Here is a 25,906-nt window from a genome sequence, read left to right as displayed (position 1 = left end):
AAATGGCGGCTGATCGCAAGAGATATGCATTTTAATAAAAAAGCATATACTGTAGCGCTTGAAGAAATGTTTTAACCAAAAAAGCAGGGAATTTTGCAACGTGACGCAATATACGGCTCAATCACTTGAAGTTTTATCTGGCCTAGATCCGGTACGTCGTCGTCCGGGGATGTATACAGACACTACACGACCAAACCATTTGGCGCAGGAAGTGATAGATAACGCCGTCGATGAAGCGCTTGCAGGACATGCCAATAAAATTACCGTGACAGTGTATAAAGATGGCTCATTGTCAGTTGAAGATAATGGTCGTGGGATGCCAGTTGACATCCATCCTGAGTATGGTCAAAGCGGGATTGAAATCATTCTGACCAAACTACATGCCGGCGGTAAATTCAGCACAGACAATTATCAATTTTCAGGTGGTCTGCATGGTGTGGGGATTTCTGTCGTCAACGCATTGTCCAACCGTGTTGAGGTGGAAGTTCAACGTCATGGCAACCTGTATAAAATGGCCTTTGAACACGGTGAGCCAGTTGCGCCACTGGAAGTTTTAGAAGGTAAATGTGCCAAACGTGCGACTGGAACAACCGTGCATTTTTGGCCTGAAGCGAAATATTTTGACTCGCCTAAATTTGCCTTAAAAGCACTTAAACATAATTTAAAAGCCAAAGCAGTATTGGCAGCCGGTCTACAAATCATTTATGTAGATCAAATCAATAACGAAAAAATTGAATGGCAGTTTGAAAATGGTCTGGTCGACTATTTGATGGATGAGCTACAAGACCGTGACATCGTTCCTGTTCCTGCATTTGTGGCGACTGGTGAAGCTGAACGTGCTAGTGCTGAATTTGCCATTTGCTGGAACGTTGAAGGCGGCGAACAGATTCAAGAAAGTTATGTCAATTTGATTCCAACTGCGCAAGGCGGTACACATGTCAACGGTTTACGTTCGGGTGTGACAGATGCGATTCGTGAATTCTGTGAATTACGGAATTTATTGCCACGGAATATGAAACTGTCTGCCGAAGATGTGTGGGATGGCGTCAACTTTATTCTGTCTTTGAAATTCCAAGAGCCACAATTTTCGGGTCAGACCAAAGAACGACTTTCAAGCCGTGAAGCCTCTGGTGTGGTGTTAAATATTGCCAAAGATGCCTTTGCACTGTGGCTGAATCAAAACTCCGATATTGCCATGCAACTGGCTGAAATGGTGATTGCCAAGGCCGGTCGCCGTTTAAAAGCTGCGAAAAAAGTTGAACGTAAAAAGATCGTTTCAGGTCCAGCTTTACCAGGTAAATTGGCTGACTGTGTAGGTCATACCCTCGAAGAATCAGAACTGTTTATTGTGGAAGGGGATTCTGCAGGTGGTTCTGCCAAGCAAGCACGTGATAAGAACTTCCAAGCGATCATGCCGATCCGTGGTAAGATTTTAAATACTTGGGAAGTGTCTTCAGACGAAGTTTTGGCATCGCAAGAAGTACATGATATTGCGATTGCCATTGGCGTTGATCCGGGCAGTGACGACTTGTCAGAACTCCGTTATGGCAAGATTTGTATCTTGGCCGATGCCGACTCGGATGGTTTGCACATTGCAACTTTACTTTGCGCACTGTTCGTCAAACATTTCCATACTTTGGTTGAGGAAGGGCATCTGTTTGTGGCGATGCCACCGCTGTTCCGTATAGATGACAATAAAGATGTGCACTATGCCTTGGATGAAGATGAACTAGAAAGCATCTTAAAGAAATGTAAAACCAAAAATCCTCAAATCACTCGATTTAAAGGATTGGGCGAGATGAACGCGAGTCAGCTGCGTGAAACGACTATGGATCCCGATACACGTCGTTTAGTGCAACTGGACTTGGATGACGTACAGTTTACTTCAGGTTTACTCGACAAATTATTGGCGAAGAAGCGCTCTTCAGACCGTAAATATTGGTTGGAACAGAAGGGTAATTTGGCCGATTTAGCGGTTTAAAATTGCAACAAGGAAAAAACCACGCAAGTGGTTTTTTTTTGCTTCAAATTTAGGAAAAGCTGCATGATTTGTGTGCCAAAACACCGTGTTTTTTGAAAAACGTCGCAAAATTGTTCAATTATAGGTCAAATGTTGGATACAAGTTTGTATGCATCTTTGCGGTGATTTTACGATTTTTGAATCGACCCATAAAAAATTAAAAGCAAATTTTATGATTGTAACTATGTGAAAAATAACATTTAAAAATAAATAAAAGCACTCAATCAAAATAAAAAATAAGGCTTGGCACAGTTATTGAATTGCTCTGTTGTGATGAAAGACAACAAATGCATTTTAAAAATGTGAATTACAAGCTTAGGTTGGGAGTGTGAATAATGTTTCAACGCAATGTATTTGCTAAAAGTATTTTAGCGGCAACGATGACTGGGGCGATTGCTTTAACGGGCTGTTCAAAACCTGCAGAAGAAAAAACAGAAAGCGCTACATCAGAACCAAAAGCCGCTGCAGCAAGTGGCGATACTATTAAAGTCGGGATCTTACATTCGCTGTCAGGCACGATGGCGATCTCAGAAACTTCTCTAAAAGATACGGCCTTGATGGCGATTAATGAAATTAATGCCAATGGCGGGGTATTGGGCAAAAAACTAGAACCTGTGGTGGTGGATCCGGCATCGGACTGGCCACTATTTGCGGAAAAAACCCGTCAGTTGATTACCCAAGACAAAGTAGCCGTGATTTTTGGTTGCTGGACGTCGGTATCTCGTAAGTCGGTTTTACCCGTGGTTGAAGAATTAAATGGCTTATTGTTCTACCCTGTTCAGTATGAAGGTCAGGAACAGTCTAAAAATATTTTCTACACAGGTGCAGCACCGAATCAGCAAGCGATTCCTGCTGTTGAATATCTGATGAGTGAAGAGGGTGGTAAGGCAGAACGCTTTGTACTATTGGGCACAGACTATGTTTACCCACGTACCACCAACAAAATCTTACGTGCATTTTTGAAGTCGAAAGGCATTGCCGATGCAGACATCATGGAAGAATATACCCCATTTGGTCATAGCAACTATCAAACCATTGTGGGCAATGTGAAGAAGTTTGCGGCAGGGAAAAAGACTGCTGTGATCTCGACCATTAACGGCGATTCAAATGTGCCGTTCTATCGTGAATTGGGCAACCAAGGCATCAAAGCTGCGGATATTCCAGTGATGGCGTTCTCTGTGGGTGAAGAGGAATTACGCGGTATCGATACCAAGCCGCTGGTAGGACACTTGGCGTCGTGGAACTACTTCATGTCGGTGAAAAATCCAGTGAATACTGAATTCACCAATAAAATGAAGCAGTATGCCGTGGAATACAAACTGCCAAATGCCGATAAATTTGTGACCAATGACCCGATGGAGGCTACCTATGTCGGCATCAATATGTGGAAACAAGCGGTAGAAAAAGCAGGAAGCACAGATGTCGATAAAGTGCGTGAAGCTATGGCCGGCCAAGAATTTAAAGCGCCATCGGGCTATACCTTGCAAATGGATGCGTCGAACCATCATTTGCATAAACCAGTCATGATTGGTCAGATCCGTGCCGATGGTCAGTTTGATGTGGTGCACAAAACCGCAAAAACCATTGCTGCAGAGCCATGGAGCCCGTACATCCCGAAATAATTCAATCCAAATGCCTACTGCCATTGTGTAGTGGGCATGTTTTGATGTGATCCCTAGATGGGGTTGTTCTATTACTCAATAGGGATGCTTATAAGATGAAAAAATTACGCAATTTCCCGATCCTTTTTCTATTCCTGAGCCAATTATTCTGTCTGCAAATCGTGCATGCAGAAACTGCAGCGAATGTCGTGCCTACGGTGCAATCTGTGCAGCAAGGTGACGCCATTCAGCAATTTGTTCGCGGTAGTTTTACCGAGCGCCGCAGTTTACTGAATCAATGGCCGGGCGATATTGAATCCTTAGATCAGTTGGCCGCATTGGTCGAAAAAGACCAGTTATATAGTGGTCAAAGCGGTCAAACCTATATTTTAGAAACTGACGAAAAATTATTGAGCTATCCTGATTTGCAAACCGTGACGGATTGGCCTGCCGATTTATCTCAAGTCACCTTGGTGAATACCCTTCGTAAAGCCTTAACGTTTGCGCAAGCGAAAGAAAAGCTGCAATCGGATGATTTAAACCAACGTTTGGATGCAATTGATATTTTAGAAAATAACTTGGCTGAGTTGGATGTTAAAAATATTAATCAATTGTATTTAAATGAAAAAAATAACAAAGTTAAAGCCCGTTTAGCGCAGCTCAAAGCACGCTTGGATTATCAAAACCCTGATGTTTTACAAAAAATACAGGCGGCCAAAGTGCTGCAAGATTCTAACCGTCCCGATGTGTTGGCGATGGTGGAACAGGAATTACAACAAGCCAACCTGCATCCTGAGTTAAAAGCCGCACTGACAGAAGCCAAGAGCAATATTAAAACTCGTATTCAGGCCAGTGAATGGACTGGACATGTCTTTTCAGGTCTCAGCACGGCCAGTATTTTACTACTGGCGGCGTTGGGCTTAGCCATTACGTATGGTCTGCTAGGCGTGATTAACATGGCGCATGGTGAACTGATCATGATCGGGGCCTATACCACTTATGTGGTGCAAAGCCTGTTTAGGAGTTATCTCAGTAGCTATGTCGACTGGTACTTGATTGCCGCGATTCCTGCTGCATTTATTGTAAGTGCTTTGATCGGCATGTTGATTGAACGTACTGTTATTCGTCCCTTGTATGGCCGTCAATTGGAAACTCTATTAGCCACCTTTGGTGTGAGCTTAATTTTAATGCAAGTGGTGCGCATGGTTTTTGGTGCGCAGAACGTTGAGGTGTCAAATATTTCTTGGCTGTCAGGAGGGGTCGCTGTGACACCGAGCCTGATGCTGCCTTATAACCGCATTGCCATTATTGGCTTTACCGTTGCGGTACTGTTGTTGCTGGTTTATTTACTGAATAAAACCCGTTTTGGTTTATTTGTTCGTGCCGTGACGCAAAACCGTCAAATGGCACAGGCCGTAGGTATCCGTTCTAGCCGCATTGACATGATGGCTTTTGGTTTAGGTTCGGGGCTTGCAGGTCTGGCAGGCTGTGCCTTAGCACAAGTCGGCAATGTCGGTCCTGACCTAGGACAAAACTATATTATCGATGCGTTCTTGGTGGTTGTGGTTGGCGGTGTTGGCCAAGTATGGGGCGCAGTATTGGCGGCTTTAGGTCTAGGTGTCAGTGGCACAGTGCTGGAAATCGGCATGGGTGCAGTCTTAGCGAAAATTATTCTACTGGTTCTTGTGATTTTGTTTATTCAAAAACGTCCACAAGGTTTGTTTGCCATCAAAGGCCGTTTTGTGGAGTAAGCGCATGAAAATCACTTCGTTATTATCGGATAAACCCTATAGCGGTATGGCGATTGCCGTGTGCTTTGCCATTTTACTGATTTTACCTTGGTTACATGTATTACCCGCCGATTCAGCACTGCATTTATCAGCGTATTGGGTCACGCTCATTGGCAAGATTATGTGTCTCGCCTTGGTGGCATTGGCCTTAGATTTGGTTTGGGGCTATGCCGGCATTTTAAGCTTAGGGCATGGTCTGTACTTTGCCTTGGGCGGCTATGCCTTCGGTATGTATCTCATGCGTGAAGCGGCAGGCGATGGCTTACCCGACTTTATGCGCTTTTTGAGTTGGACCGAGCTACCGTGGTACTGGATGGGTACTGAACATATCGTGTGGGCATTGGCTTTGGTGGTTTTGGTCCCAGGACTGATTGCCTTCATTTTTGGCTTCTTTGCCTTCCGCTCAAAAATTAAAGGCGTGTATTTTTCAATTATTACCCAAGCCATGACCTTTGCTGCGGCGCTACTGTTTTTCCGCAATGAAACAGGCTTTGGCGGTAACAACGGCTTTACCGGTTTTAAAACCATCTTAGGTATGGATATTACCTCTGCACCAATGCGTGCAACCTTGTGTTTCCTCACGGCACTGACTTTGCTTATCTGTTTTGTCGGTTTACGTCACCTGATGAATAAACCCTATGGGCGCGTCCTTGGTGCAATTCGTGACAGTGAAAACCGTTTGCAATATTTAGGTTACCGTACCTTATGGTACAAGCTCTCTGCATGGGTTTTGTCCGCAGTGATTGCAGGGATTGCAGGCGCTCTGTATGTCCCCCAAGTAGGCATTATTAACCCGAGTGAAATGAACCCTGTCAATTCGATTGAAATGGCGGTGTGGGTGGCTGCAGGTGGTCGCGGTACGCTGATTGGCCCGATACTGGGTGCAGGTTTAATCAATGGGGTGAAGACCTATTTCACGGTGGCTTATCCAGAGGCATGGCTATTGATTTTAGGTGCGCTGTTTATTGTGGTAACGATATTCCTGCCAAAAGGTGTGATTGGGTTATTAGAGCGGTTTAAAAAGGAGCGCAGCGAATGAATGATCAATGGGTTCAACCGCATGGCGGTCATGCTGCTGAAGGTTATGGACGACCAAAGGAGCAGGGTGCGGATTTCAGTCACGGCATTGCCTTGTATTTAGAAAAAGTCAGTGTCTGGTTTGATTCTTTCCGTGCATTAAATGATTTGTCGTTATATATCAAAGAAGGTGAGCTGCGCTGCATCATTGGTCCCAATGGTGCAGGCAAAACCACGCTGATGGATGTGATTACAGGGAAAACTCGTCCGACAGAAGGTTCGGCTTTTTTTGGGCAAACCTATGATTTGGCAAAAATGAGTACAGAGCAAATTGCAGAAGCTGGGATCGGTCGTAAGTTTCAAAAGCCTACTGTATTTGAAAATTTTACTGTGATGGAAAACCTGTTATTGGCAGCACCGAAAGATAAACGGGTGAAAAAGAGTTTCTTCAGCAAACTCGATCCAGATGCGCAAAATGCCTTGGACGAATCTTTAGCACAAATCCGCTTAGAAGAATTAATCCATAAACCGGCAGGGCTGTTGTCACATGGTCAAAAGCAGTGGTTAGAAATAGGCATGCTACTGATGCAGCGTCCAAAGTTGATTCTGCTAGATGAACCCGTAGCAGGGATGACCGATGCTGAAACAGAGCGTACCGCAGAGCTATGTTTAGAGTTGAAAAAGAACCATACCCTTATCGTGGTTGAACATGACATGAGCTTTATTGACACCATCAGTGAAAAAGTCACCGTGTTGGCGCAAGGTGCGATTTTGGCAGAGGGTACATTGGCCGAAGTCCAAGCCAATGAAGATGTCATTGAAAAATATCTCGGACGTTAAGGAGCAGACCATGTTAGAAGTCAAAGACGTCAATCAGTTTTATGGTGGCAGTCATATTTTAAGAGATGTGACATTTGCCGCTCCCGTGGGGGCATGTTCAGTGGTGCTCGGGCGAAATGGTGTGGGTAAAACCACCCTCTTAAAATGTTTAATGGGCATTTTACCGATCAAGTCTGGGCAGATCTTACTGGATGGCAAAGACATTTCTAAACTGAGTCCAGAGCAACGTGTACGTGAAGGCTTGGCTTATGTACCGCAAGGACGGGACATTTTTTCAACCTTGACCGTTGAAGAAAATATTTTGATTGGGATGGCAAAATTTAAAGGCGCTAAAACCCGAAAAGTGCCAGAACATCTCTATGAGATTTTCCCCGTATTGGATGAAATGAAACATCGTCGAGGTGGAGATTTATCTGGTGGTCAGCAGCAACAATTGGCGATTGCCCGTGCGCTCGCTTCCGAACCGCGGGTATTGATTTTAGATGAACCGACTGAAGGCATTCAGCCCTCGATTATTAAAGACATTGGTCGTGTGATTCGTCAGTTAGCTGATGGCGGAGAAATGGCGATTGTTTTGGTTGAACAGTTTTATGATTTTGCAGAAGAACTGGCAGATGAATATACCGTGATGGCGCGGGGGCAAGTGATTGCACAAGGTGTCGGTAGTGAAATGCCCGAAAAAGGTATTCGGGAACTGGTGGCGATTTAGGTTGTTTAATACCCTCTTTTGCTCCATATTTTGGGGCAAGAGAGGGGGTAGGTATTTTACTCACGGCTGTAATGCTTAAAGGGAGGAAATTTTTATGTGGATTAAAGTTCAATGTTTTCAGGCCAAAGAAAATAGCCACCATATTGATTGGGCTTGAATTCTCCTCCAATGAATTTACCTGAATCTGTAAGCGTATGCTTACCTTCTGCTTTTTCTTCAAGTAACCCTTTACTCACCAATAGTTCTAATAATTCAGGGGGTTTTAATTTGTGCTTTGCGGCGAGTTTTGAACTGGTTAATTTAGATTGTAAAAGTGATTCTTCTTCATTTTTTTCAATAGTAGGTTTTTCTGCTTTCACCTCATCTAAAGTAATGCGTACTTCATCACTGATGCGAATAATACGTTGGGCTTCTTCATAGGCATCTTTAAAGACTTCATCATCTTCGTATTTACGAACTAAAATCCCCATTTCATTGTTATTTACTTGGCTAAATTCATAAAGATTTAAACTTGAAATAATGCATTCACCTTCATTTAAATAGCACTTTGCATGCAAATTTTTACAAAAGCTCACGCGGACATAATCCAGTTTTTGCATCCATTTTATTTCATCTGGATGTAAGTCACTCTTACCGTAGACAATACGAATATCAATTTTCATACGGTCTTTATCTTCAAGAAGCTCCTTAATACGGTCATTTAAACGTAAATAGGGGCTGATTAAAATCAAACGCTCTTTGGCATTTTTGATTAACTCTTCAAGAAAGAAGTTAGTGCCACTGGTATTTAAGAATTTTGCCATTTATCCCCCTGATTAATTTTGATAATTTTAAATTTTAGCGCATAAAATTCATACTTTGAAATAATTCGCTTTTAAACTTTAGACATGCATTTGTTTTTTGATAGCAGGTGGTCTAATTGAATTGGCGGTAAGCATAGTAATAGTGAGTTACTTATGATTTCAGTCGGAATAGATTGGGCTATACATGAATTGAATAAGTCAGCTGATATACAAAAAATTGTATAATTATTGCTCAATAAAAGTTAATCTTAACTAAATACATAACAAGAAGATAAGAATATGGACGCGATATTATATTTGATCCCACCGAATGATTTGGAAACTCTGATTTTAGAAGCAGAAACCCCTCAAGATGTCTTGGATTCACCTTTTGTACAACACTCCTTTTTTTTAGGGGAAGCGTGGCAAGAGTTGAATCCATTATTAAGCGTGAACAGTGATTCAGTTGCGGCACTGAGTTATGCCATTCAGGCAGAACATCCTTTGTCAGAGCGACGACCGGGACTGAGCCTTGCAGTGCATTACAATACTGTAGTTCGCGTTGCAGAAATCCATCAGGCATTACAACAGTTAAGCGTGGATGAAATCAAAAAACGTTATTTGGTCACGATTGCAGAAACCGCACCTGAGCAAGAGCTTCAATTGGCCGAATTAAAACTACTTTTTTTACAGTTACAAGACCTTTATCGTGATGCGGTGCGTCATAACTTATCGGTGCTGAGTGTAATTCAAGATGGTATTCGTTTGGATAAATTACCATAAACACAGCTCAACACGGGTTATAACTGAAGTTGCATCAGGACCAGATCACGCCATTCACCAAACTTTTGTCCCACTTCAGGCATATAACCTGTTTGCTTAAAGCCTAATTTTTTGTGCAGGGCAATCGAGGCGCTATTGCCGTGATCAATGCCTGCAATCATGACATGCATATTTTGGCTTTTGGCATGCTGAATTAGGTGCTCTAATAATTGCTGACCGAGACCTAGTCGAGCATAGTTTGGGTCAATATAGACAGAATGCTCAACAGTATGTCGATAGCCAGCAAAATGACGGAAAGAACCATAGTCAGCATAACCGGCGATTTGCTGTTGATCCTGATCTTCAATCACCACAAAAGGAAAATTTTGCTTTTGGAAATCCAGCAATTTCTGTTGAAAAGAGTCAAGAGTGTAAGCTTGATCATTCCATGTCGCAAAGCCGTTGAGAACTTCATGATTATAGATTGCGAGAATGGCTGCTAAGTCTTGTGGAGTTGCAGGTCGAATGAGAAAAGACATGCGCAAATTTCTGATAAAAATAAAGTCAATTTAAAAACTTAGGCATAAAAAAAGCAAGGTGATGAACCTTGCTTTTTTCTTCATCGCGTTCTGAGTCGAACTTAGAAGTGGTATTTCACCAAAGCGCTGACATCGTTTTGGTCCTGACCTTTCAGGCCATATTTGTTGTTCCAAACCGAGTGTTCAACACCTACGTAGAGCTTAGTCTTAGGAGAGATATGCTTACCTATATTCCATTTATATTGGCTTGTCCAGTTTAATTCACTAGCTTGCGCCCCTTTTTCAGCTGTTGACCAGTCAAGGAAAGCATCTACTAGAAAATCTTCAGAGCCAATTTTAAATGGCACAGAATAAGTGATCGTCATTTGATAATCATCTTTAGTACCGGCTGATTTAGAATCATTATCGGCTTTATAGAAGTTGATGTTTGCATACTGTGTATATGGAATGTCTAAAGCAAAGCCAATACCATACAAGAAGTTATTAAACTCAGAATTTTTGTCGTAGCCGGCATTATGTTCCCAAGTCGTTGCAATCAGAACGTCTTTGATCGGCCCCATAGAAAGGTCTTTACCAGAAACTTCGCCTAAGCTAAGGCGCGGTGCAAGCTCAAGGTAAGTCGATGCTTCATCATCTTTGTCCCAAGCTTGGTCAACGAAGAAGAATATATCTGAATATTTCAGTTTAGCGGCATATTCAGCTGTGATCGTTTTCTGTTCATTGTTGTCACCATCAAAAGGCACAACATAATTTTCACCATATAGGCCAGTTAAGCTGAAATCTTGCCATACGATAGGTGAAGCTTGAGTGAAAGCAGCAGCAGATGCTAATGCACATGATGCAACGATTTGTGTAAGTTTCATTAAAAAATATCTCCCCCGAGAAGCACTGAAAGCATACAGATTATTAAGCAAAAATAAAGCCAAATTTTACTCAACGGCAAAATTGTTTTGTAATTTGAAGGGGAAATACGCTGTGAATGATCGATGACGGTAAAAGCGAGATTTTGAGTTTGAATGGAATTGTGCAAATAGAAGGTGGGCGTCGAGGAAATGCACAAAAATATGACCCAAATCAATTAAAACAATGCAAATCTACAATAAAGTCTTACTTTTTTTATGGATATTAAAAAAATATCAAAATAGCACTTGCAAAATTCTAACTTAAGACCGATATTCGAAGTATAAGGACACGGATCTGCAGACTCTAAAGTGTTCATCATTCAATGTGGAGGACGACGTTCCATACAAAGTTGAAGATGGTCATTGCTGTAACATTTACAGCAAATGTAACGTGCCAAGATAATAAGTTTTGCACAAATTTTTATAGCTAATACAGATAGATATGAGGATGATATTATGAACATTGAAATCCGTACAGATAAAAACATTATAAACAGTGATCGACTAATTACATACGTTCGTGCAGAACTTAATGAAGAATTTCAGCGCCATAGTGAACGCATTACCCACTTTTCGGTGCATTTAAGTGATGAAAATGGGGACAAGGGCGGCAGCGACGACATCAAATGTATGATTGAAGCGCGTCCAGCAGGTTTGAAGCCTGTCGTGGTCAACCATCGTGGTCATAATGTAGATACAGCTATTCACGGTGCAATTGATCGACTTAAACGTAGTCTTGAACATGTGTTCGAAAAGAAAGAGAACCCACGCAGTACGCAACCTGCTTTTGCTGAAGCGGATGATATCGTAGACGACGAATAAGTCTCAAAATTTAAAAAAAGCCCTGCGGGGCTTTTTTTGTGTGTTTTGTATTTTGTTTTACATGAAATTCAAACAAACGCAGCTTTATTCGGCATAATAGATCAAAATAAATTGAAGTGAGCTTTCCAGATGTTAACAGCGCAACAACAGCTTTTTGTGCAAGCGTTAGAAGAACAAGATCTTGCACAGGTGCAACGCCTGTTGGCAGATGGTCTTAATCCAAATTTTATCGACTTTGAGAAAGGACCTGCGGTTTCTGTATGGTCTGATGGTTTGTTTAAATGGTGGGAAATGGTTTGCGAAGCGTATGAAGCAGGCCAACCTTTAACAGCAGAACAGAAAACACAACATTTAGATGTACATATGCAAATCTTGGAAGCGCTGATTCAAGCCAAAGCCAATGTGCATTTATGGGATGCTGAAGAAATTTATGGTCCATTATGGGATGCTGCGAGTGCAGCATGTGTCCCTGCGGTACAGCGTTTATTGGATGAAAAAGTGAATCCAAATATGATTGATAGCGATGGTTTAACCATTTTATCGTCGATTAGTGAATTATTTTTTGACTGTGATTTTGATGCGGTAAATTGGTCAGAAGCATTGGAAGAAGAAAAACAAACCTTGGAGCTTTTGCGTAGCCATGGCGCAAAAATGACCAAAGAATTAGCATAATTGTGAGTAAAAACATGACTGTATTTAAAGTTTTAAGCATTGCAACATTATCCAGTTTGAGCCTGTCTGCATTTGCGGCAGATTTTTCATTTGATCGTCCGGGCGCGGGTATGGGTACAGGCATTACCCCTGTTGGTCGTTTGGCATGGGAACAAAGTTTGCCAGCAGCGAGCTATAGTGAAAGTCGTGATGAAAATGGTGAAAAAGTAAAAAACACCACTTTAAATGCAGACATGTTGTTCCGTACTGGTTTGGCAAAAGATTTGGAATTGCAATTGGGTTGGCAAGGTCCGGCATGGTCTAAAACCAAAGTTGCGGGTCGCTCAGTTGAAGACGATGGTTTGGGTGATGTCAGCATTGGTCTGAAAAAAGCCATTGATTTGAATGATGAGAAATTGTCGATGGCTATTCTTGCTGAAGCGATTATTGCAACAGGCAATGAAGGTTTTAGTGCTGAGGACGATATTTATAGTCTGACTTCCGCTGTGGCTTATGATTATAGCGATACAATTGGGACTTCAATGACCATGCGTTATGAAGTTCAAGATGGTGATTGGGCTGTGAGTGCCATTCCGGGAATGGAATATCACATTGCGGGTAATTTATCGGGTTTTTCTGAGCTGGTTTATCGCAAAGCAGAGAGTACGGATCAGGAAGTTTCTTTGGCTTCCGGTCTAACGTATGCCGTTTCGGATCGTATGCAGTTGGATGCGAGTGTCGGTCTAGAACTCACTGGCGGTCATAAAAATTATCAGTCAGGTTTGGGCGTATCTTACCTGTTCTAAAAAAACCTAAATTTTAAAACGTAAAAATACAGACTGAGGATGAATTCAGCTGAATGAAACAATGGACTTATGTTGCGGCAGCGGCTGTGCTGTCGTTCAGTATGGGCGTCTCTGCTCAGGATGCATTACTTTCAGCTGAAGATGCTTTTCCTTTCTCGGTCGTCTCCGATCGTGCAGATCAGGCGGAGCTGAGTTGGGATATTCCAGCGCATTATTATCTGTATCAGCACAAAATAGAGGTGAAGCAGGGCAATCAAGTTTTGGCTTTGGATTTGCCTGCTGCTGAGGATTTAAAAGACGATAACTATGGTCATACGCAGGTGTATTACCAACAGTTGAGTTTTAAAATTCCAACTCAAAAACTGCAGACTTATCAAGTCAGTTGGCAAGGCTGTGCCAAGGATCGGGTGTGTTATCCACCACAGAGCATCAGCTTTGAAACGGATGCTTCTGGTTTGGTCACACAGCAAAATCTAGCCACTCCAAGCAAACGTTTACTCGACTTTGCAGCAGAAAATAATGCTGAACAGCCTACGGCGAATCGTTTAGATCAGCAGAGGGCAGATAATGCTGCACTGGCTTCTGAACGCTATACCGCAAGCGACCAAATGTGGTCTGAAAAATTAGCGCAAAGCTCTATATTTTATGGACTTTTGCTGTTTTTTGGCCTGGGTTTTTTGCTGGCTTTTACCCCTTGTTCATTGCCAATGCTGCCGATTTTAACCTCACTGATTGTCCGCGACAGCCGAGGTTTAAAAGCATGGATGATTGCACTGACTTTTGTCACCAGTATGGCGATGGTGTATGCCATTCTCGGCTTGGTGGCGTCGTCTGCAGGTTTGAATTTCCAGCGTTGGTTGCAACAACCCTCGACCTTAATTGCCTTTAGCGTACTCTTTGTGGTTTTTGCCCTGAATTTATTTGGTTTATTTGAACTGAAATTGCCACGCAGTTGGGTCAATCGCTTAGACCAAGCTCAGTCGATGCAAAAGGGCGGTAGTCTCGTTGGCGCTGGGGTCATGGGGATGATTTCAGCATTACTGGTCGGTCCTTGTATGACAGCACCGTTGGCAGGCGCATTATTATTTATTTCCCAAACCCAAAGTCAGTGGCAAGGTGCGTTATTGTTATTCACCCTCGGCTTTGGCATGGGGACCCCGCTATTGTTGGCCAGTGTCCTTGGCTCACGGGTATTGCCTAAAGCGGGTTTGTGGATGAATCAAATCAAGGTGCTCTTTGCTTTCATTATGTTGGCATTGGCTTTGTATTTTATTCGACCATTGATCAGTGAAGCTTGGTTACAGTGGTTATCCCTTGCTCTGGGTCTGGTGTTTAGCGCTTATGTGCTTTGGCGCATTTTATGGCGCAGTACTCAGCTCAAATGGCTGTATATCTTGGTGTTCTGTGCCGCCGTACCTTATATTGTGTACAGTCAATATCAACATAGCCAACGTTTTTTAGTCGAAGAAAATCAACAACAAAGTGCTTGGCATGTGGCACATACAGCGGAAGAGTTTCAACGTTTATTAAGTGAAATTCCTCAAGGTCAATCCGCAATTATTGATGTCTATGCCGATTGGTGTGTGGCCTGCCAGCCGATTGAACATAAAGTTTTAAAATCGACAGTAGTGCAACAGGCTTTGGCACCGTATTACTTAATTAAGTTGGATTTGAGTCAGTATGATGCAACCCATCAAGTACTGCTCAATCAATGGGATATTTTAGGGCCACCGACCTATTTATTTTTAGATACAGCGCATCAAGAGATACGTGGACTGCGCTTGACGGGTGCTTTTAGCGAGAAAGAATTGCTAGCGCAATTGGAAAAATTTAAATCGCGTGGAGAATAAAAATGATGCAATTATATATTGCCAATAAAAACTATTCGACGTGGTCTATGCGACCGTGGTTGGTGTTACATGCGTTTAATTTACCCTTTCAAGAGATCTTGATTCCTTTTTCTGAAGAAGCAGATGGCGGAGCGTTCAAGCAGCAAATGTTAGCCCTACATGCCAATGGCAAGGTGCCCCTACTGCAACATGACGGTGTGATGATTTGGGACTCATTGGCGATTTGTGAATATTTGGCAGAGCAGTTTCAAGAACTCCCGTTGTGGCCAAAAGCTGCTACACAACGTGCATGGGCACGGAGTATTTGCGCGGAAATGCACAGTAGTTTTATGCAATTGCGTAGCTTATGCAGTATGAATCTGCAGGCGGATTATGGTCGGCATGGTCAGAGATTATGGTCTGAACATGCTGAATTACGTGCTGAAGTAGCGCGAATCGAGCAGATTTGGTCGAGTCGTCCTGCGGTGGATGGCTTTCTATGCGGTGAATTTACTATTGCCGATGCTTTTTTTGCACCCGTGGTAACACGTTTACAGACCTTTCAGTTACCTGTGAGTGACAACACACAGCGTTATATGCAAAAGATTTTGCAGCATCCTTCTGTGGTGGCATGGATCGCGGCTGCTCAACTGGAACAGCCAGTCCGTCGTATGGAACAGTATCCACGGTAAAAGTTTAATGTCGCGTCTTACCTATATAAAAGTTTTAAACCAAATGGCTAAAGCTTTGTTGTTCGGTGTAGGCCATCACCATGTTGCGGCCGCCAGCTTTAGCTGCGTATAGCGCTTGATCTGCATGGGTCAGCAATTGTTGCGGTACCAATTCTGGCGTAGAAATCGCAATGCCAAAACTGGCTGTCACATGAATTGACTGACCTTCATGCCCCCAAATTTCAAGCTGCTCAATGGCTTTTCGACAGCGCTCTGCAATGAATATCGCTTGTTCTAAGTTAGAGTTTTTTAACACCAAAATAAACTCTTCGCCGCCAAAACGCCCAACCACATCACTACCGCGTAAATGTTGGTTTAATACTTGGCTGACGAGAATCAGGGTTTCATCGCCTTTATCGTGTCCGAATTTATCATTGATACGTTTGAAATGGTCTAAGTCCAATAAGACCAGTGCATATGTAGCTGTTTTAGCATTATCGAGCTGTTCCAAACACTGATTGATACTGCGTCGATTAAATAAATTGGTCAGTGGGTCGACTTGACTAAGTTTTTGAATCAAATGCTCTCGATGACGCCATTGGCTGAGTAAGATTTCAAATAAAGCCAAACAGGTTAATAAAATAGGAACAATGAAAAAGATCATTGAGAAGAGCCAAAAACTATTTTGATAGCCATAGGCATGAGGTTGAAAAATCGGGGCATAGGGGATAATGCCGCGGATGCTTAAATACATACAAATGGATAAAAAAATCGTGGCTGGGATCAGCATGCTATAGACGATTTTTCGTGTAAATAGCACCAATCCAACGGTCACAAGGCTCACGTAGGAGATCATGGTGGCTGGACTCATGACGCCAATTAAATAACCATCACGACATAAAGAAATGACGAATAAGCCGACCGAAAGATAAGGCAAAATTAGCTGAATCTTGGGATTATCTTTTCCAGCATAGCAAGGCCAAATCAGCAGGACCATTAAGCAAAAAAAGACGATGTTGGTCCACAATTGAGAGTGGATGAGATCAAGGTTAACCCACTGCCAAAGTTCTGGCGTGACATAAACATAAAATTTCCAAATAATCCAAAGCAGATGAATGGCTGAGCCAAGCATCAGAATGAGCATACACTTTTTCAGGATACTCCAATTCATCACCACTTCATCTTCCAGTAAATACTGGGCGATTCTATTGCGGAGGATCATGTCACGTATGCTTGATTTCACCGTCATCCTGTGTCATTGCCCTGTTCGAGTTATCAGTTTTTTTCTTAAAGTTTATATAGATATCATTTTATAGGCTTACATTAGCATGAAAATTTACACTTGATAACGGTCAAGAACCGCTCAGTAATTTTAAATTTTTTGCGAGTTCAAAATGATTGTTCTAAAAATAAAACATAGTGTCATAAGGATCGGGATTATTCTATTTATGAAAAGTGATTACACTAGGCTCAAGTTAATAACAACAGCTTTAGGTTTTAGTCATGAAAATTCTGCATATTGATTCAAGCATCATGGGCGACGCTTCAGTTTCACGTCAACTCAGCGCTGAAATTGTACAACAGTTACAGCAAAAACATGGTGATGCTGCACAGGTTCAACGTCTCGATTTAGCAGTACAGCAGATTCCACATCTCAGCAGTGAAATTTTGATGGGTCAAAATGCAGAACAATCGGCTTTAGGCGAGCAGTTGTTACAACAATATTTAGATGCCGATGTGGTTGTGGTCGGTGCTGCTATGTATAACTTCGGTTTGCCATCAACTTTGAAAGCGTGGATTGACCGTATCAGTGTTGCAGGTCGTACCTTTAAATATACAGAACAAGGTCCAGTGGGCTTGGCAGGTGACAAAAAAGTCTATATTGCCAGCAGTCGTGGCGGTGTGTATGGCGATAACAGCCCTGTAGATTATCAAGAAGGTTTATTAAAAGCCGTGTTTAATTTTACAGGTGTCAGCGATATTGATGTGATTCGTGCCGAAGGTGTCAATATGGGACCAGATATGAAAGCACAGGCAATGGCGACAGCTCAGACTCAAATTCAAGCCATTTAATAGATTGACATTTCCCTCTTAGGTCAGCATCTGCTGACCTTTTTTTATGGTGACTTTGATCTGTTCTTAAGGAATTAGTTTTCAGGGATTAGTCCTGATCTAGTCGGTGTGCAAAATCGGCTAAATCACTCAGCGCACGCTGTCCTTCTTCAAACCATGGGCTAAACATTTGGAAGTTATGCCACATGCCAGTGTATAACTTGAATTCGACATCTAGGCCGGCTTCTTCTGCTTTGACTTTAAAACGCTGCGCATCATCCAATAAAATTTCTTTAGAACCCACTTGAATATGAATCGGAGGTAGTCCTTTGAGCTCTGCAAAAAAAGGCGAGACCAATGGATCAGCTCGATCGACCGAGCGGGGTACATAATAATTAATACCTGTTTCGAGGGCTTCTATGCTTAACAGCGCATCATGCTTACGGTTATAGCGTAGGGATTCACTGCTCAGCGTCAAGTCTAAAAACGGTGACATTAACACCAAACCACTGACTTGTGGAAGTTGGTCCTGTTGAATTTTAAGGGCTAAGGCAAGCGCCAAGTTTGCACCACAAGAGTCGCCTGACAAAATAATATCTTTGGCTTGAATCCCTTGATCTAATAACACCGCATACACATCAAAAAGGGCATCGAGTGCTTCAGGAAACTGTGCTTCTGGGGATAAAGGATAATCCAAATGTAACACTTGCATTTGCGTGCGTGCGGTAACTTGAGTCAGAAACGCCCGATGTGTGTTCATCGAACCCAAGAAAAATGCGCCCCCATGAATATGAAAAATTAATTGGGTCGATGCCTGTTGCGGTTTGATTTCTTCGGCTTTTAAGCCGGCTAAGCGAATCGGGCGAATTTGTACATCCGGGTTTTGGGGAAATGCACGACACATTTGTTCCAAAGCAAAACGTAAAGTATTGGGCGGTAAATTGAACTGGCTCGGCCCACGGATTGTGGTTTTTAAAATGCTTTCTGTAATCAGTTGTTTCGTCAGTGGCGATATCTTCATTGTCTTTCCATCTTTTTCTATTTTAGGAATCGTGTGAGCATATTTACCAACACAAATTACAAGGTTACACTAAACGGTCACATACAAAAATTGATAAATTGTTGTGACTTTTGGATACTAATGTCGTCTATATCAGACCAGGGAAATAAACAAAAATGAAAAAAATTGCACTAGCATTAGGATTGATGAGTTTAGCCGCATTTGCAAATGCTGCAGACCCGCTAAATGGTACAACTTGGAAAACCATTGATGATAAAACCAAGCAGCCAAAAGCGATTGTAAAATTCACTGAGCAAAAAAATGGTACGCTTTCAGCGAGCATTCAGTCAGTTTTGACACCAGGTGAAGAGAATGCATGTAAAAAATGTGAAGGCCCATATCACAACAAATCATTAAAAGGCTTGCGTATTGTGACCGGTCTTAAAAATGTTGGTGGTACAAGCTATGAGAGCGGTTCAATTTTGGATCCTCAATCAGGTAAAACTTACAAGTTAAAAGGTCAATTGGCTGATGGCGGCAAAAAATTAGAGCTTCGCGGCTTTATTGGTGTTGCTGCTTTAGGTCGTAACCAAACATGGATCCGCGCCAACTAATTTGACGTGATTCCAACAAAAAGCCTGACGATGTCAGGCTTTTTTTATGACTGCTTGCTCAGTCAAAATTGAACAAGGGCAGTGCATGAGTGTGATGAAAACATTTATTTCAATGCACGGTAAGCGTTTTCATCATAGCCAACCAATAAGTCGCTACCTGTATCCAGTACTGGGCGTTTAATCATGCTGCTATGCGCTGTTAAGCACTGAATCAAATTTTCTTCACTGGCTAAGGCTGTCTGTTGCTCTTCTTCACTGAGTCTTTTCCATGTGGTGCCTTTTTTGTTGAGAATCACATCAGCACCTTTGGCATCGAGCCATTTTTTTACGGTTTCAGCATCAATCGCTTGTTTTTTATAGTCATGAAATTCGTAGGTCAGGCCTAATTCGTTGAGCAAGTCGAAAGCTTTTTTCATGGTATTACAGTTTTTGATGCCATAAATTTTAAGCATGAACAGGTGTCCTCAATTATTCAAAACAATATGATAAAAAATACAATTCAGCATTATCCTACAGGCTAATTCATCAATGCTCAAAGCCCGATCGTGATGTGGATTGAGAAATAAATGTTTTGCTGTAAAAGTCGCATGCTGTAAATATTAGGTATTGTCATCAAAACGACATTTTGGTCTTTTAGAATAGCCTACAGAACAAAACGAATCAGAAAAGAAAGCGATGCAATAACAAGAAAATTCAGCTTAAGGTTGCACAGTCAAAAGTAGAAAGAAAGCGAGAATAAGAAAATGCTGTGCAGATCGAATTTTTAGCTGTTTTATTTGGGGGATGTTTGAGTCTATAGATGTGGGGACTAGATAAGAGAAAACCCGCATTTAATCATCCTGATCATGCGGGTCTCAATCCAACGTCCATTGTCACATCCTTGAAAACAAGCTAAATCATTTAGTTTGTTTTTATACTTCCTTCGGCGTCCAATCCTTTTATGTCATCCTGACATGTCCCTTTGCCGTGCGACCATAATGCTATGTTCAAGTTATGAGATAAATCCACAAATTCGTCATGTAATGTGAGAAATAAGCTCTAATTGAGTAAACAATCGTTCACTCAATTAATTGTTGGAAGCTTAAATTTTATAATCAATAATGACAGGGGCGTGGTCGCTAAACCATTCATCTTTAAATATCCAAGCATTGACTGTACGTTCTTTCCAGTCTGGTGAACATGCATGGTAGTCGATACGCCAACCCACATTTTTGGCACGCGCTTGTCCTCGGTTAGACCACCAAGAGTAAAGCTCGGCTTCTTTACGTACTTCACGGAAGGTGTCGACATAGCCAAGCTCATCATAAATATGATCGAGCCATGCACGTTCATGTGGTAAGCAGCCTGAAGCCTTTTGGTTCCCAGACCAATTTTTAATATCAATACGTTTATGCACGATGTTGTAGTCACCGCAAACAATCACTGACTTATTTTCAGCACGCCATTGCTTCAAAATTTGTTTGTATTCGTTTAAAAATAAATCTTTACGTGCCTGAGCTTCTTCACCCGATGAACCAGAAGGCAGGTAGAGCGAGCAAATATGTGCAGTTTGTCCAAGTCCTAAATCGAACTCAGCAGAAATAAAGCGGCCTTGGCTATCGGCTAATTCAAAGCCTAAGCCATCTTTCACTGATACAAAGGGTAGGCGGCTATAAATCGCAGTACCGGCATAGCCTGGGCGTTCTGCAGGGAAAAGGTGTGTAAACCAACCTTCGGGTTTAAATTTATCGGTCCATTGTTCATGGGTAATGCGGCTTTCTTGCATGCAGATGACATCGGCATCTGAAGTTGCCATCCAGTCAAAAATACCTTTTTTTTCAGCGGAACGCAGACCATTCACATTAATTGAAACGACACGTAAAATTTTTTGATCACTTGGATAGCTACTCTTTGGTATCATGCTCAGGTTTAACCTCAAACTTAAAAAAATGGAGCACCTCATGACAGCGCAAGCGGCATTTAATCCACAAGCTTTTATCGAACTCGCATTATCACGTGGTGTGCTTAAATTTGGTGAGTTTACTTTAAAATCGGGTCGTGTGAGTCCTTATTTTTTTAATGCAGGTCTACTAAACGATGGCGAAGCCTTATCATTATTGGCTTCTGGCTATGCAGCTAAATTAACAGAATGCGATAATGTGGAAGTGGTCTTTGGCCCAGCTTATAAAGGTATTCCATTTGTAGCAGCAACGGCTGTCGCACTGTCACAGAACCATGGTGTGAGCGTACCTTGGGGCTTTAACCGTAAAGAAGCGAAAGACCATGGCGAAGGCGGTGTATTGGTTGGTGCGTCTGTTGAAGGTAAAAAAGTCTGGATTATTGATGATGTGATCACTGCGGGTACAGCGATTCGTGAAGTGGTGACTATTTTGAAAAATGCTGGCGCGCAAATTGCGGGCGTATTGGTTGCACTAGACCGCCAAGAAAAAGGTCAAGGCGACTTATCTGCGATTCAAGAAGTACAAAAAGAACTCGAAATCCCAGTTCATGCTTTAATTACCATGAAAGATTTGATGACATTCTTAGAGGCTAAAGGTGAGACTGAAGCTTTAGCGAAAATGGAAGCGTACCGTGTTAAATACGGCATCTAATTTTTCGGGATTTCAAAAGGCAGCTGAAGCTGCCTTTTTTACGTCTTTAAATGATGATTGTTGCATCTAACTAACAAAAAACGTGAAATATTGCTTAAAAAGTAGGCGTTAAACGTGAAGAATCAATAAAAAGCCGTCTCAGTGCGCTATTTACTGAAACGGCTTTAGTTAAAGTATTGATGCTTATAGAAAATTTAAAGAATTTCGTATAACGTGTGTTATGTTAATTTAGGAAAACTTACAAAATGTATATGTTAAAGATTATTGTTTGGGTGATCCTCATTTTAGTAATCTTATGGGGAATACAATGGATGTTTCATGGCTTTCCAACAGGAAATTAATATTAAACATTTATAAAAAAATTCATAAATTAGACTTAAGGTAAACATAATAATTAAGGCTTATCTAGATAGCCTAACATCTTAATGTCATGCTTATTACTCTTGAAAGCATCTATATTTTTAAAGGAATTTTCTGAAATAGCTTCAATACTAGGTGTTATATTACTTGAAGAAATGTAATATAAATCATTAAATTTTTTAATAAAAATTTTTATAGAAGTTTCATTGTTCCCCATAACTAAAGAGTTCGTATATTTCATTTTTGCATACTTATTTCCATATTTAGCGTAGATATAATAATCACTATATTTATTGATTTTAGTATTTCTATATTCTTGAATCTGAGCATCCTTATATAAAAATAAACACGTATTTGTCTGACCAATATGTTTACTTGGCTCATAACCATCTAGTAAATAACCATATGTATTTATTATTATTTTTAAATTTTCTTTCCTTATATCTTCATCTAAGTCAATACTGATCTGAGTTTCATATTTCTTTTCAAAATTAGCAGCTATTACCATAATTAGGCCTATAAGGATGATAAAAATTCCAATTTTTTTCTTCAATTTACGTTATTCCTATGATCATTAAATTGATTTTGGAATGCTGTTTCTATTAATACACCATTGATAAATTTTTTCATGGGTAGAGCAGGTGGAGAAGATAGTGGCACACCACGAGTTGCAGCAAAACCATCACCGAATTAATTTCTACAGATTTACAGAATCTATATATTGATTTAAAAGACTATTCAGAATTTTCTAATCCAGTAGAATGGATCAACTTCTATATAAACCGTCTCGCTCCAATTTACCACAAGCAAAGTCAACAAGATTCACTGATGAGTCAGAGTTTTGATTTCTTTTTTCAGACGAAGGATGAATATGTTTATGGCCATATTCCCAACACCCAAAAGTCAGCCCTAGAATTCAAAGAAATTTCATCAAATTTTAAGTCTATTTAACATAAAATCTCTTCATCACACTTCTTACATTCCAACATTACCCCTAACTTTTCGTTCCGTCCTTGCTCAGTGATAACCCAAGGACGGTTTTGCCAAGGCGGATCATGCCGGACATGCTGTGTATGGCCACAAGCTAAAATAGCATACCAATGATTTTCATCATCCAAGGCAAAATCAACAATGGCTTGCTGCATATCGGACACCTATCTAAACTGAACTTATGTTGAAAAGGGGAGAGAGCTCATGCTGAGCAATCACAACGGCTTGAATATCAAATTGCTAAATAGACTGTGAAATTTGGTTTATTTCTGGCGCACGCTTACGCCGCGACAATTCTATTTTTCCCGCCATGTTTGGCTTTATACAGCGCTAGATCAGCACGCTTAATTGTATCTTCGTAGGTACAATCTTCAGGCATGATGGTTGTTACTCCTATGCTCACGGTGACATGGGCGTTATCTATTGAAAACCGACTTAATTCTTTTCTGGAATGTTCATGAATCCGTTTGGCAAATTGAATGGCTTGTTCACAGCCCGTGTTGGGTAATGCGACCACAAACTCATCTCCACCTAAGCGGCAGGCGCAATCAGTCTTGCGCAGCGTTAAACGAAGAATATCTGCGACTGCTCGGATTGCCTCATCACCGACATGATGACCTTTGCTGTCGTTGATTTTTTTGAGGTTATCAAGATCGAACATCAAGATCGAGGTCTGTATGGAATGCCGTAGGTATGACTCATAATGTAATGCTAAGTCATGCTCTAATTTTCTTCGGTTGAAAAGACCAGTTAACTGATCGGTATGGCTGAGTTCCTTCAGCTTGATTTCCAAGTTGTGACGCGCTGAAATATTACTTGCGACCCAAAGCACAACGTCTTCTTCATCTACTGAAAAACTAAGGGCTTGGATGCGCACTTCAAACCAAATGGGCTCTTCAGGACCATAATCGGGCAGACCTTTTACATCCCTATTGCTCAATTCGTACTCTTCGATGAGTAGATTTCCTGACGCTAGAGCTTGGTCGATCAGTTGCATAAAAAAGTTGGCTTTATCTGGCTTGATCACATCTGAAATATAGGTACCAACAAGACCGGAACCATCGTGGTAATAGCGATTATCGCGCCCACCAAAAACCGCAACGTATTTTCCACTACGCGATATGACAAAAGCAGGGTCTGGCAAAGCATTAAGAATGATAGCCATCTGCTCAATGTTGATCATTAATTAATTCTATTTCTTTATTTACAATAATTAACACAATAGCTAAAAAAAAATAAAAAGCACGTGTTTTTTTACCAAAAATAGTGATGAGTGAGATGTAGGTGTGATGAATATCTGTATCGAGGTTTGGCATCGATTTACGCAGGCTTAACGCCATAATATTTTCACAGCTTATTTCCTTTATGGAGATAAGGCCGATGATAGAAATATATCGAATTATCGCCTGCATCACACGAATCCATACATACACATGCAAAATCAGAATAAACAAAAGAAAAATCTCGGCTATACTCATTCATAAATTGATAATGAACAGAGCACTGAATAATGCGTGTACTTGTTGTGATGGATCCCATCGAAAATGTAAACCTAAAAAAAGATACCTCAATGGCGATGCTATGGGCAGCAGCACGTCGTGGACATGAGCTAGGCTATGCATTACAGCAAGATTTATATATCGATCAAGGCAAAGCCTTTGGTTTGATTTCACCGCTAAAAGTTTTTGAAGACTACAACCACTATTACGAACTCGGCGAAAAACAAAAAGAATCAATTGCTGCTTATGACGTGGTTTTGATGCGTAAAGATCCGCCGTTTGACATGAACTTTGTCTACACCACCTATATTTTGGAACAGGCTGAACGCGAAGGTGCATGGATTATTAACAAGCCACAAAGCCTACGTGACTGCAATGAAAAATTGTTTGCGACACAATTCCCTGAACTTCAAGTACCAACCTTGGTGGCTTCACAGCAAAGTCTGATTCGTGAATTTTTACAAGAACATGGCGATGTGATCGTGAAACCATTAGATGGCATGGGTGGTATGGGTATTTTCCGTTTATACCAAGATGGCGTTAATATCGGTTCAACTATTGAAATCCTGACCAATAACGGCACACAGCCGATTATGGCGCAGAGATACATCCCTGAAATTGTGGATGGTGACAAACGCATTTTGATGATCAATGGAGAGCCAGTGGCGTATTGTTTGGCGCGTATTCCGCAAAACGGTGAAGTGCGTGGCAACTTGGCGGCAGGTGGTTTGGGCGAGGCGCGTCCATTGACCGAAAATGATAAAGCTATTGCAGCCAAAGTCGGGCCATTCCTTCGTGAAAAAGGTTTAGTCTTTGTCGGTCTGGATGTGATTGGTAATTACGTGACTGAAATCAATGTCACCAGTCCAACCTGCGTACGTGAAATTGATGCGCAATTTGGAACCTCGATTGCCGATGATTTATTTGATGTCCTTGAGGCAGGTTTAAAAGCTTAATTTTGCACTAGATTTAAAAGAGTCCTCCACGGGCTCTTTTTTTTGTCCTGCGCTAAGGGGAGGGGGAGCTTAAAAAGCAAAAAAAATGTAAGTGAATGCAATT

General features: G+C 41.4%; 27 protein-coding genes and 1 pseudogene. 17 read left to right on the top strand and 11 right to left on the bottom strand.

What is annotated here, in order from left to right:
- The first annotated feature begins 100 nt into the window (after nt 1-100).
- From parE to urtE, 6 genes are all read left to right on the top strand, one after another.
- The gene (gene parE, locus FTU16_RS08415; protein WP_180163080.1) at nt 101-1,981 is read left to right on the top strand and encodes a DNA topoisomerase IV subunit B; all 1,881 of its coding nucleotides are present in this window, start codon (nt 101-103) and stop codon (nt 1,979-1,981) included.
- 374 nt (nt 1,982-2,355) lie between these two features.
- On the top strand, nt 2,356-3,642 hold the full coding sequence (gene urtA / locus FTU16_RS08410; protein WP_180004371.1) for an urea ABC transporter substrate-binding protein: 1,287 nt from the start codon (nt 2,356-2,358) through the stop codon (nt 3,640-3,642).
- Between the two features lie 95 nt (nt 3,643-3,737).
- Nucleotides 3,738-5,372 (top strand): urea ABC transporter permease subunit UrtB, encoded by a 1,635-nt coding sequence (gene urtB / locus FTU16_RS08405; protein ID WP_180004372.1) that lies wholly within the window; start codon nt 3,738-3,740, stop codon nt 5,370-5,372.
- Nucleotides 5,373-5,376: 4 nt separating this feature from the next.
- The gene (gene urtC / locus FTU16_RS08400; RefSeq protein ID WP_180054174.1) at nt 5,377-6,450 is read left to right on the top strand and encodes an urea ABC transporter permease subunit UrtC; all 1,074 of its coding nucleotides are present in this window, start codon (nt 5,377-5,379) and stop codon (nt 6,448-6,450) included.
- Nucleotides 6,447-7,268 (top strand): urea ABC transporter ATP-binding protein UrtD, encoded by an 822-nt coding sequence (urtD, locus tag FTU16_RS08395; protein ID WP_068532837.1) that lies wholly within the window; start codon nt 6,447-6,449, stop codon nt 7,266-7,268. Before urtC ends, urtD begins: the two co-directional genes overlap by 4 nt.
- A 10-nt stretch (nt 7,269-7,278) precedes the next feature.
- Nucleotides 7,279-7,977: an urea ABC transporter ATP-binding subunit UrtE gene (gene urtE, locus FTU16_RS08390; RefSeq protein WP_068532840.1), complete on the top strand. Its 699-nt coding sequence runs from the start codon at nt 7,279-7,281 to the stop codon at nt 7,975-7,977.
- A 101-nt stretch (nt 7,978-8,078) separates the two neighbouring features.
- Here the strand turns inward: urtE and FTU16_RS08385 are convergent, their stop codons facing one another.
- Nucleotides 8,079-8,780: a phospholipase D family protein gene (locus FTU16_RS08385; protein ID WP_180022327.1), complete on the bottom strand. Its 702-nt coding sequence runs from the start codon at nt 8,778-8,780 to the stop codon at nt 8,079-8,081.
- 279 nt (nt 8,781-9,059) lie between these two features.
- Between FTU16_RS08385 and FTU16_RS08380 the strand changes: the two genes are divergently transcribed.
- On the top strand, nt 9,060-9,542 hold the full coding sequence (locus FTU16_RS08380) for a DUF1877 family protein (protein WP_180163079.1): 483 nt from the start codon (nt 9,060-9,062) through the stop codon (nt 9,540-9,542).
- Nucleotides 9,543-9,559: 17 nt separating this feature from the next.
- Here FTU16_RS08380 and FTU16_RS08375 read toward each other — a convergent pair whose 3' ends face one another.
- Nucleotides 9,560-10,060 carry a GNAT family N-acetyltransferase gene (locus FTU16_RS08375; protein ID WP_180163078.1) on the bottom strand — a complete coding sequence of 167 codons (501 nt, stop codon included), beginning with the start codon at nt 10,058-10,060 and terminating at the stop codon, nt 9,560-9,562.
- Between the two features lie 101 nt (nt 10,061-10,161).
- Nucleotides 10,162-10,923, bottom strand: a complete 762-nt coding sequence (locus FTU16_RS08370; protein ID WP_180163077.1) for an outer membrane protein OmpK — start codon at nt 10,921-10,923, stop codon at nt 10,162-10,164.
- A gap of 495 nt (nt 10,924-11,418) precedes the next feature.
- Here FTU16_RS08370 and FTU16_RS08365 point away from each other — a divergent pair, with 495 nt between their 5' ends.
- The 5 genes from FTU16_RS08365 (at nt 11,419) to FTU16_RS08345 (ending at nt 15,762) form a co-directional block, all read left to right on the top strand.
- Nucleotides 11,419-11,784, top strand: coding sequence for an HPF/RaiA family ribosome-associated protein (locus FTU16_RS08365; RefSeq protein ID WP_168379689.1), 366 nt, complete (start codon nt 11,419-11,421; stop codon nt 11,782-11,784).
- 129 nt (nt 11,785-11,913) lie between these two features.
- Entirely contained in the window at nt 11,914-12,456 is a 543-nt protein-coding gene (locus tag FTU16_RS08360) for an ankyrin repeat domain-containing protein (RefSeq protein ID WP_078190592.1), read from the top strand.
- Nucleotides 12,457-12,470: 14 nt separating this feature from the next.
- Nucleotides 12,471-13,241: a transporter gene (locus tag FTU16_RS08355; protein WP_168379690.1), complete on the top strand. Its 771-nt coding sequence runs from the start codon at nt 12,471-12,473 to the stop codon at nt 13,239-13,241.
- A 53-nt stretch (nt 13,242-13,294) separates the two neighbouring features.
- Nucleotides 13,295-15,091 carry a protein-disulfide reductase DsbD gene (gene dsbD, locus FTU16_RS08350; protein ID WP_180106729.1) on the top strand — a complete coding sequence of 599 codons (1,797 nt, stop codon included), beginning with the start codon at nt 13,295-13,297 and terminating at the stop codon, nt 15,089-15,091.
- A 2-nt stretch (nt 15,092-15,093) separates the two neighbouring features.
- Nucleotides 15,094-15,762, top strand: coding sequence for a glutathione S-transferase family protein (locus FTU16_RS08345; protein WP_180163076.1), 669 nt, complete (start codon nt 15,094-15,096; stop codon nt 15,760-15,762).
- 34 nt (nt 15,763-15,796) lie between these two features.
- Here the strand turns inward: FTU16_RS08345 and FTU16_RS08340 are convergent, their stop codons facing one another.
- Nucleotides 15,797-16,963 (bottom strand): GGDEF domain-containing protein, encoded by a 1,167-nt coding sequence (locus tag FTU16_RS08340; RefSeq protein WP_257227106.1) that lies wholly within the window; start codon nt 16,961-16,963, stop codon nt 15,797-15,799.
- A 281-nt stretch (nt 16,964-17,244) separates the two neighbouring features.
- Between FTU16_RS08340 and FTU16_RS08335 the strand changes: the two genes are divergently transcribed.
- Nucleotides 17,245-17,814, top strand: a complete 570-nt coding sequence (locus tag FTU16_RS08335; RefSeq protein ID WP_180163074.1) for an FMN-dependent NADH-azoreductase — start codon at nt 17,245-17,247, stop codon at nt 17,812-17,814.
- 88 nt (nt 17,815-17,902) lie between these two features.
- On the opposite strand, the gene FTU16_RS08330 is transcribed toward FTU16_RS08335, so the two are convergent.
- On the bottom strand, nt 17,903-18,814 hold the full coding sequence (locus FTU16_RS08330; protein WP_180163073.1) for an alpha/beta hydrolase: 912 nt from the start codon (nt 18,812-18,814) through the stop codon (nt 17,903-17,905).
- Nucleotides 18,815-18,969: 155 nt separating this feature from the next.
- Between FTU16_RS08330 and FTU16_RS08325 the strand changes: the two genes are divergently transcribed.
- Complete coding sequence (locus FTU16_RS08325) at nt 18,970-19,407, top strand: DUF2147 domain-containing protein (protein WP_078190586.1); 438 nt, start codon at nt 18,970-18,972, stop codon at nt 19,405-19,407.
- Between the two features lie 104 nt (nt 19,408-19,511).
- Here FTU16_RS08325 and FTU16_RS08320 read toward each other — a convergent pair whose 3' ends face one another.
- Complete coding sequence (locus FTU16_RS08320; protein ID WP_168379696.1) at nt 19,512-19,859, bottom strand: Spx/MgsR family RNA polymerase-binding regulatory protein; 348 nt, start codon at nt 19,857-19,859, stop codon at nt 19,512-19,514.
- 629 nt (nt 19,860-20,488) lie between these two features.
- Nucleotides 20,489-21,307, bottom strand: coding sequence for an exodeoxyribonuclease III (locus tag FTU16_RS08315; RefSeq protein ID WP_180121070.1), 819 nt, complete (start codon nt 21,305-21,307; stop codon nt 20,489-20,491).
- A 40-nt stretch (nt 21,308-21,347) separates the two neighbouring features.
- On the opposite strand from FTU16_RS08315, the gene pyrE reads away from it, so the two are divergent.
- Nucleotides 21,348-21,998: an orotate phosphoribosyltransferase gene (gene pyrE, locus FTU16_RS08310; RefSeq protein ID WP_078190583.1), complete on the top strand. Its 651-nt coding sequence runs from the start codon at nt 21,348-21,350 to the stop codon at nt 21,996-21,998.
- A gap of 394 nt (nt 21,999-22,392) precedes the next feature.
- Here pyrE and FTU16_RS08305 read toward each other — a convergent pair whose 3' ends face one another.
- Nucleotides 22,393-22,911 (bottom strand): hypothetical protein, encoded by a 519-nt coding sequence (locus FTU16_RS08305; protein ID WP_257223147.1) that lies wholly within the window; start codon nt 22,909-22,911, stop codon nt 22,393-22,395.
- A 134-nt stretch (nt 22,912-23,045) separates the two neighbouring features.
- On the opposite strand from FTU16_RS08305, the pseudogene FTU16_RS16520 reads away from it, so the two are divergent.
- A pseudogene (locus tag FTU16_RS16520) lies at nt 23,046-23,309 on the top strand (hypothetical protein); the annotation flags it as partial.
- Here the strand turns inward: FTU16_RS16520 and FTU16_RS08300 are convergent.
- The 3 genes from FTU16_RS08300 to FTU16_RS08290 form a co-directional block, all read right to left on the bottom strand.
- The gene (locus FTU16_RS08300; RefSeq protein WP_180163072.1) at nt 23,306-23,503 is read right to left on the bottom strand and encodes a DUF3565 domain-containing protein; all 198 of its coding nucleotides are present in this window, start codon (nt 23,501-23,503) and stop codon (nt 23,306-23,308) included. The pseudogene FTU16_RS16520 and the gene FTU16_RS08300 overlap by 4 nt on opposite strands.
- Before the next feature lie 125 nt (nt 23,504-23,628).
- Nucleotides 23,629-24,531, bottom strand: a complete 903-nt coding sequence (locus FTU16_RS08295) for a GGDEF domain-containing protein (RefSeq protein ID WP_180002672.1) — start codon at nt 24,529-24,531, stop codon at nt 23,629-23,631.
- Entirely contained in the window at nt 24,518-24,760 is a 243-nt protein-coding gene (locus FTU16_RS08290) for a hypothetical protein (protein WP_180163071.1), read from the bottom strand. The genes FTU16_RS08295 and FTU16_RS08290 overlap by 14 nt, the downstream gene beginning before the upstream one ends.
- Nucleotides 24,761-24,858: 98 nt before the next feature.
- Here FTU16_RS08290 and gshB point away from each other — a divergent pair, with 98 nt between their 5' ends.
- The gene (gene gshB / locus FTU16_RS08285; RefSeq protein ID WP_180160083.1) at nt 24,859-25,803 is read left to right on the top strand and encodes a glutathione synthase; all 945 of its coding nucleotides are present in this window, start codon (nt 24,859-24,861) and stop codon (nt 25,801-25,803) included.
- Nucleotides 25,804-25,906 lie beyond the last annotated feature (103 nt).

The organism is Acinetobacter sp. YH12069, from assembly GCF_013419675.1.
In the GTDB taxonomy this organism is placed as follows: Bacteria; Pseudomonadota; Gammaproteobacteria; order Pseudomonadales; family Moraxellaceae; genus Acinetobacter; species Acinetobacter amyesii.
The sequence above is the reverse complement of the archived record's forward strand: the minus strand, read 5'-3'. Positions and strand labels throughout refer to the sequence as shown.

Excerpts from the sequence above, each read along its gene's own strand:
- urtA (WP_180004371.1), top strand. The coding sequence starts at position 2,356 with ATGTTTCAACGCAATGTATTTGCTAAAAGTATTTTAGCGGCAACGATG.
- urtB (WP_180004372.1), top strand. The coding sequence starts at position 3,738 with ATGAAAAAATTACGCAATTTCCCGATCCTTTTTCTATTCCTGAGCCAA.
- urtC (WP_180054174.1), top strand. The coding sequence starts at position 5,377 with ATGAAAATCACTTCGTTATTATCGGATAAACCCTATAGCGGTATGGCG.
- urtD (WP_068532837.1), top strand. The coding sequence starts at position 6,447 with ATGAATGATCAATGGGTTCAACCGCATGGCGGTCATGCTGCTGAAGGT.
- urtE (WP_068532840.1), top strand. The coding sequence starts at position 7,279 with ATGTTAGAAGTCAAAGACGTCAATCAGTTTTATGGTGGCAGTCATATT.
- FTU16_RS08385 (WP_180022327.1), bottom strand. The coding sequence starts at position 8,780 with ATGGCAAAATTCTTAAATACCAGTGGCACTAACTTCTTTCTTGAAGAG.
- FTU16_RS08380 (WP_180163079.1), top strand. The coding sequence starts at position 9,060 with ATGGACGCGATATTATATTTGATCCCACCGAATGATTTGGAAACTCTG.
- FTU16_RS08375 (WP_180163078.1), bottom strand. The coding sequence starts at position 10,060 with ATGTCTTTTCTCATTCGACCTGCAACTCCACAAGACTTAGCAGCCATT.
- FTU16_RS08370 (WP_180163077.1), bottom strand. The coding sequence starts at position 10,923 with ATGAAACTTACACAAATCGTTGCATCATGTGCATTAGCATCTGCTGCT.
- FTU16_RS08365 (WP_168379689.1), top strand. The coding sequence starts at position 11,419 with ATGAACATTGAAATCCGTACAGATAAAAACATTATAAACAGTGATCGA.
- FTU16_RS08360 (WP_078190592.1), top strand. The coding sequence starts at position 11,914 with ATGTTAACAGCGCAACAACAGCTTTTTGTGCAAGCGTTAGAAGAACAA.
- FTU16_RS08355 (WP_168379690.1), top strand. The coding sequence starts at position 12,471 with ATGACTGTATTTAAAGTTTTAAGCATTGCAACATTATCCAGTTTGAGC.
- dsbD (WP_180106729.1), top strand. The coding sequence starts at position 13,295 with ATGAAACAATGGACTTATGTTGCGGCAGCGGCTGTGCTGTCGTTCAGT.
- FTU16_RS08345 (WP_180163076.1), top strand. The coding sequence starts at position 15,094 with ATGATGCAATTATATATTGCCAATAAAAACTATTCGACGTGGTCTATG.
- FTU16_RS08340 (WP_257227106.1), bottom strand. The coding sequence starts at position 16,963 with ATGATCCTCCGCAATAGAATCGCCCAGTATTTACTGGAAGATGAAGTG.
- FTU16_RS08335 (WP_180163074.1), top strand. The coding sequence starts at position 17,245 with ATGAAAATTCTGCATATTGATTCAAGCATCATGGGCGACGCTTCAGTT.
- FTU16_RS08330 (WP_180163073.1), bottom strand. The coding sequence starts at position 18,814 with ATGAAGATATCGCCACTGACGAAACAACTGATTACAGAAAGCATTTTA.
- FTU16_RS08325 (WP_078190586.1), top strand. The coding sequence starts at position 18,970 with ATGAAAAAAATTGCACTAGCATTAGGATTGATGAGTTTAGCCGCATTT.
- FTU16_RS08320 (WP_168379696.1), bottom strand. The coding sequence starts at position 19,859 with ATGCTTAAAATTTATGGCATCAAAAACTGTAATACCATGAAAAAAGCT.
- FTU16_RS08315 (WP_180121070.1), bottom strand. The coding sequence starts at position 21,307 with ATGATACCAAAGAGTAGCTATCCAAGTGATCAAAAAATTTTACGTGTC.
- pyrE (WP_078190583.1), top strand. The coding sequence starts at position 21,348 with ATGACAGCGCAAGCGGCATTTAATCCACAAGCTTTTATCGAACTCGCA.
- FTU16_RS08300 (WP_180163072.1), bottom strand. The coding sequence starts at position 23,503 with ATGCAGCAAGCCATTGTTGATTTTGCCTTGGATGATGAAAATCATTGG.
- FTU16_RS08295 (WP_180002672.1), bottom strand. The coding sequence starts at position 24,531 with ATGATCAACATTGAGCAGATGGCTATCATTCTTAATGCTTTGCCAGAC.
- FTU16_RS08290 (WP_180163071.1), bottom strand. The coding sequence starts at position 24,760 with ATGCAGGCGATAATTCGATATATTTCTATCATCGGCCTTATCTCCATA.
- gshB (WP_180160083.1), top strand. The coding sequence starts at position 24,859 with ATGCGTGTACTTGTTGTGATGGATCCCATCGAAAATGTAAACCTAAAA.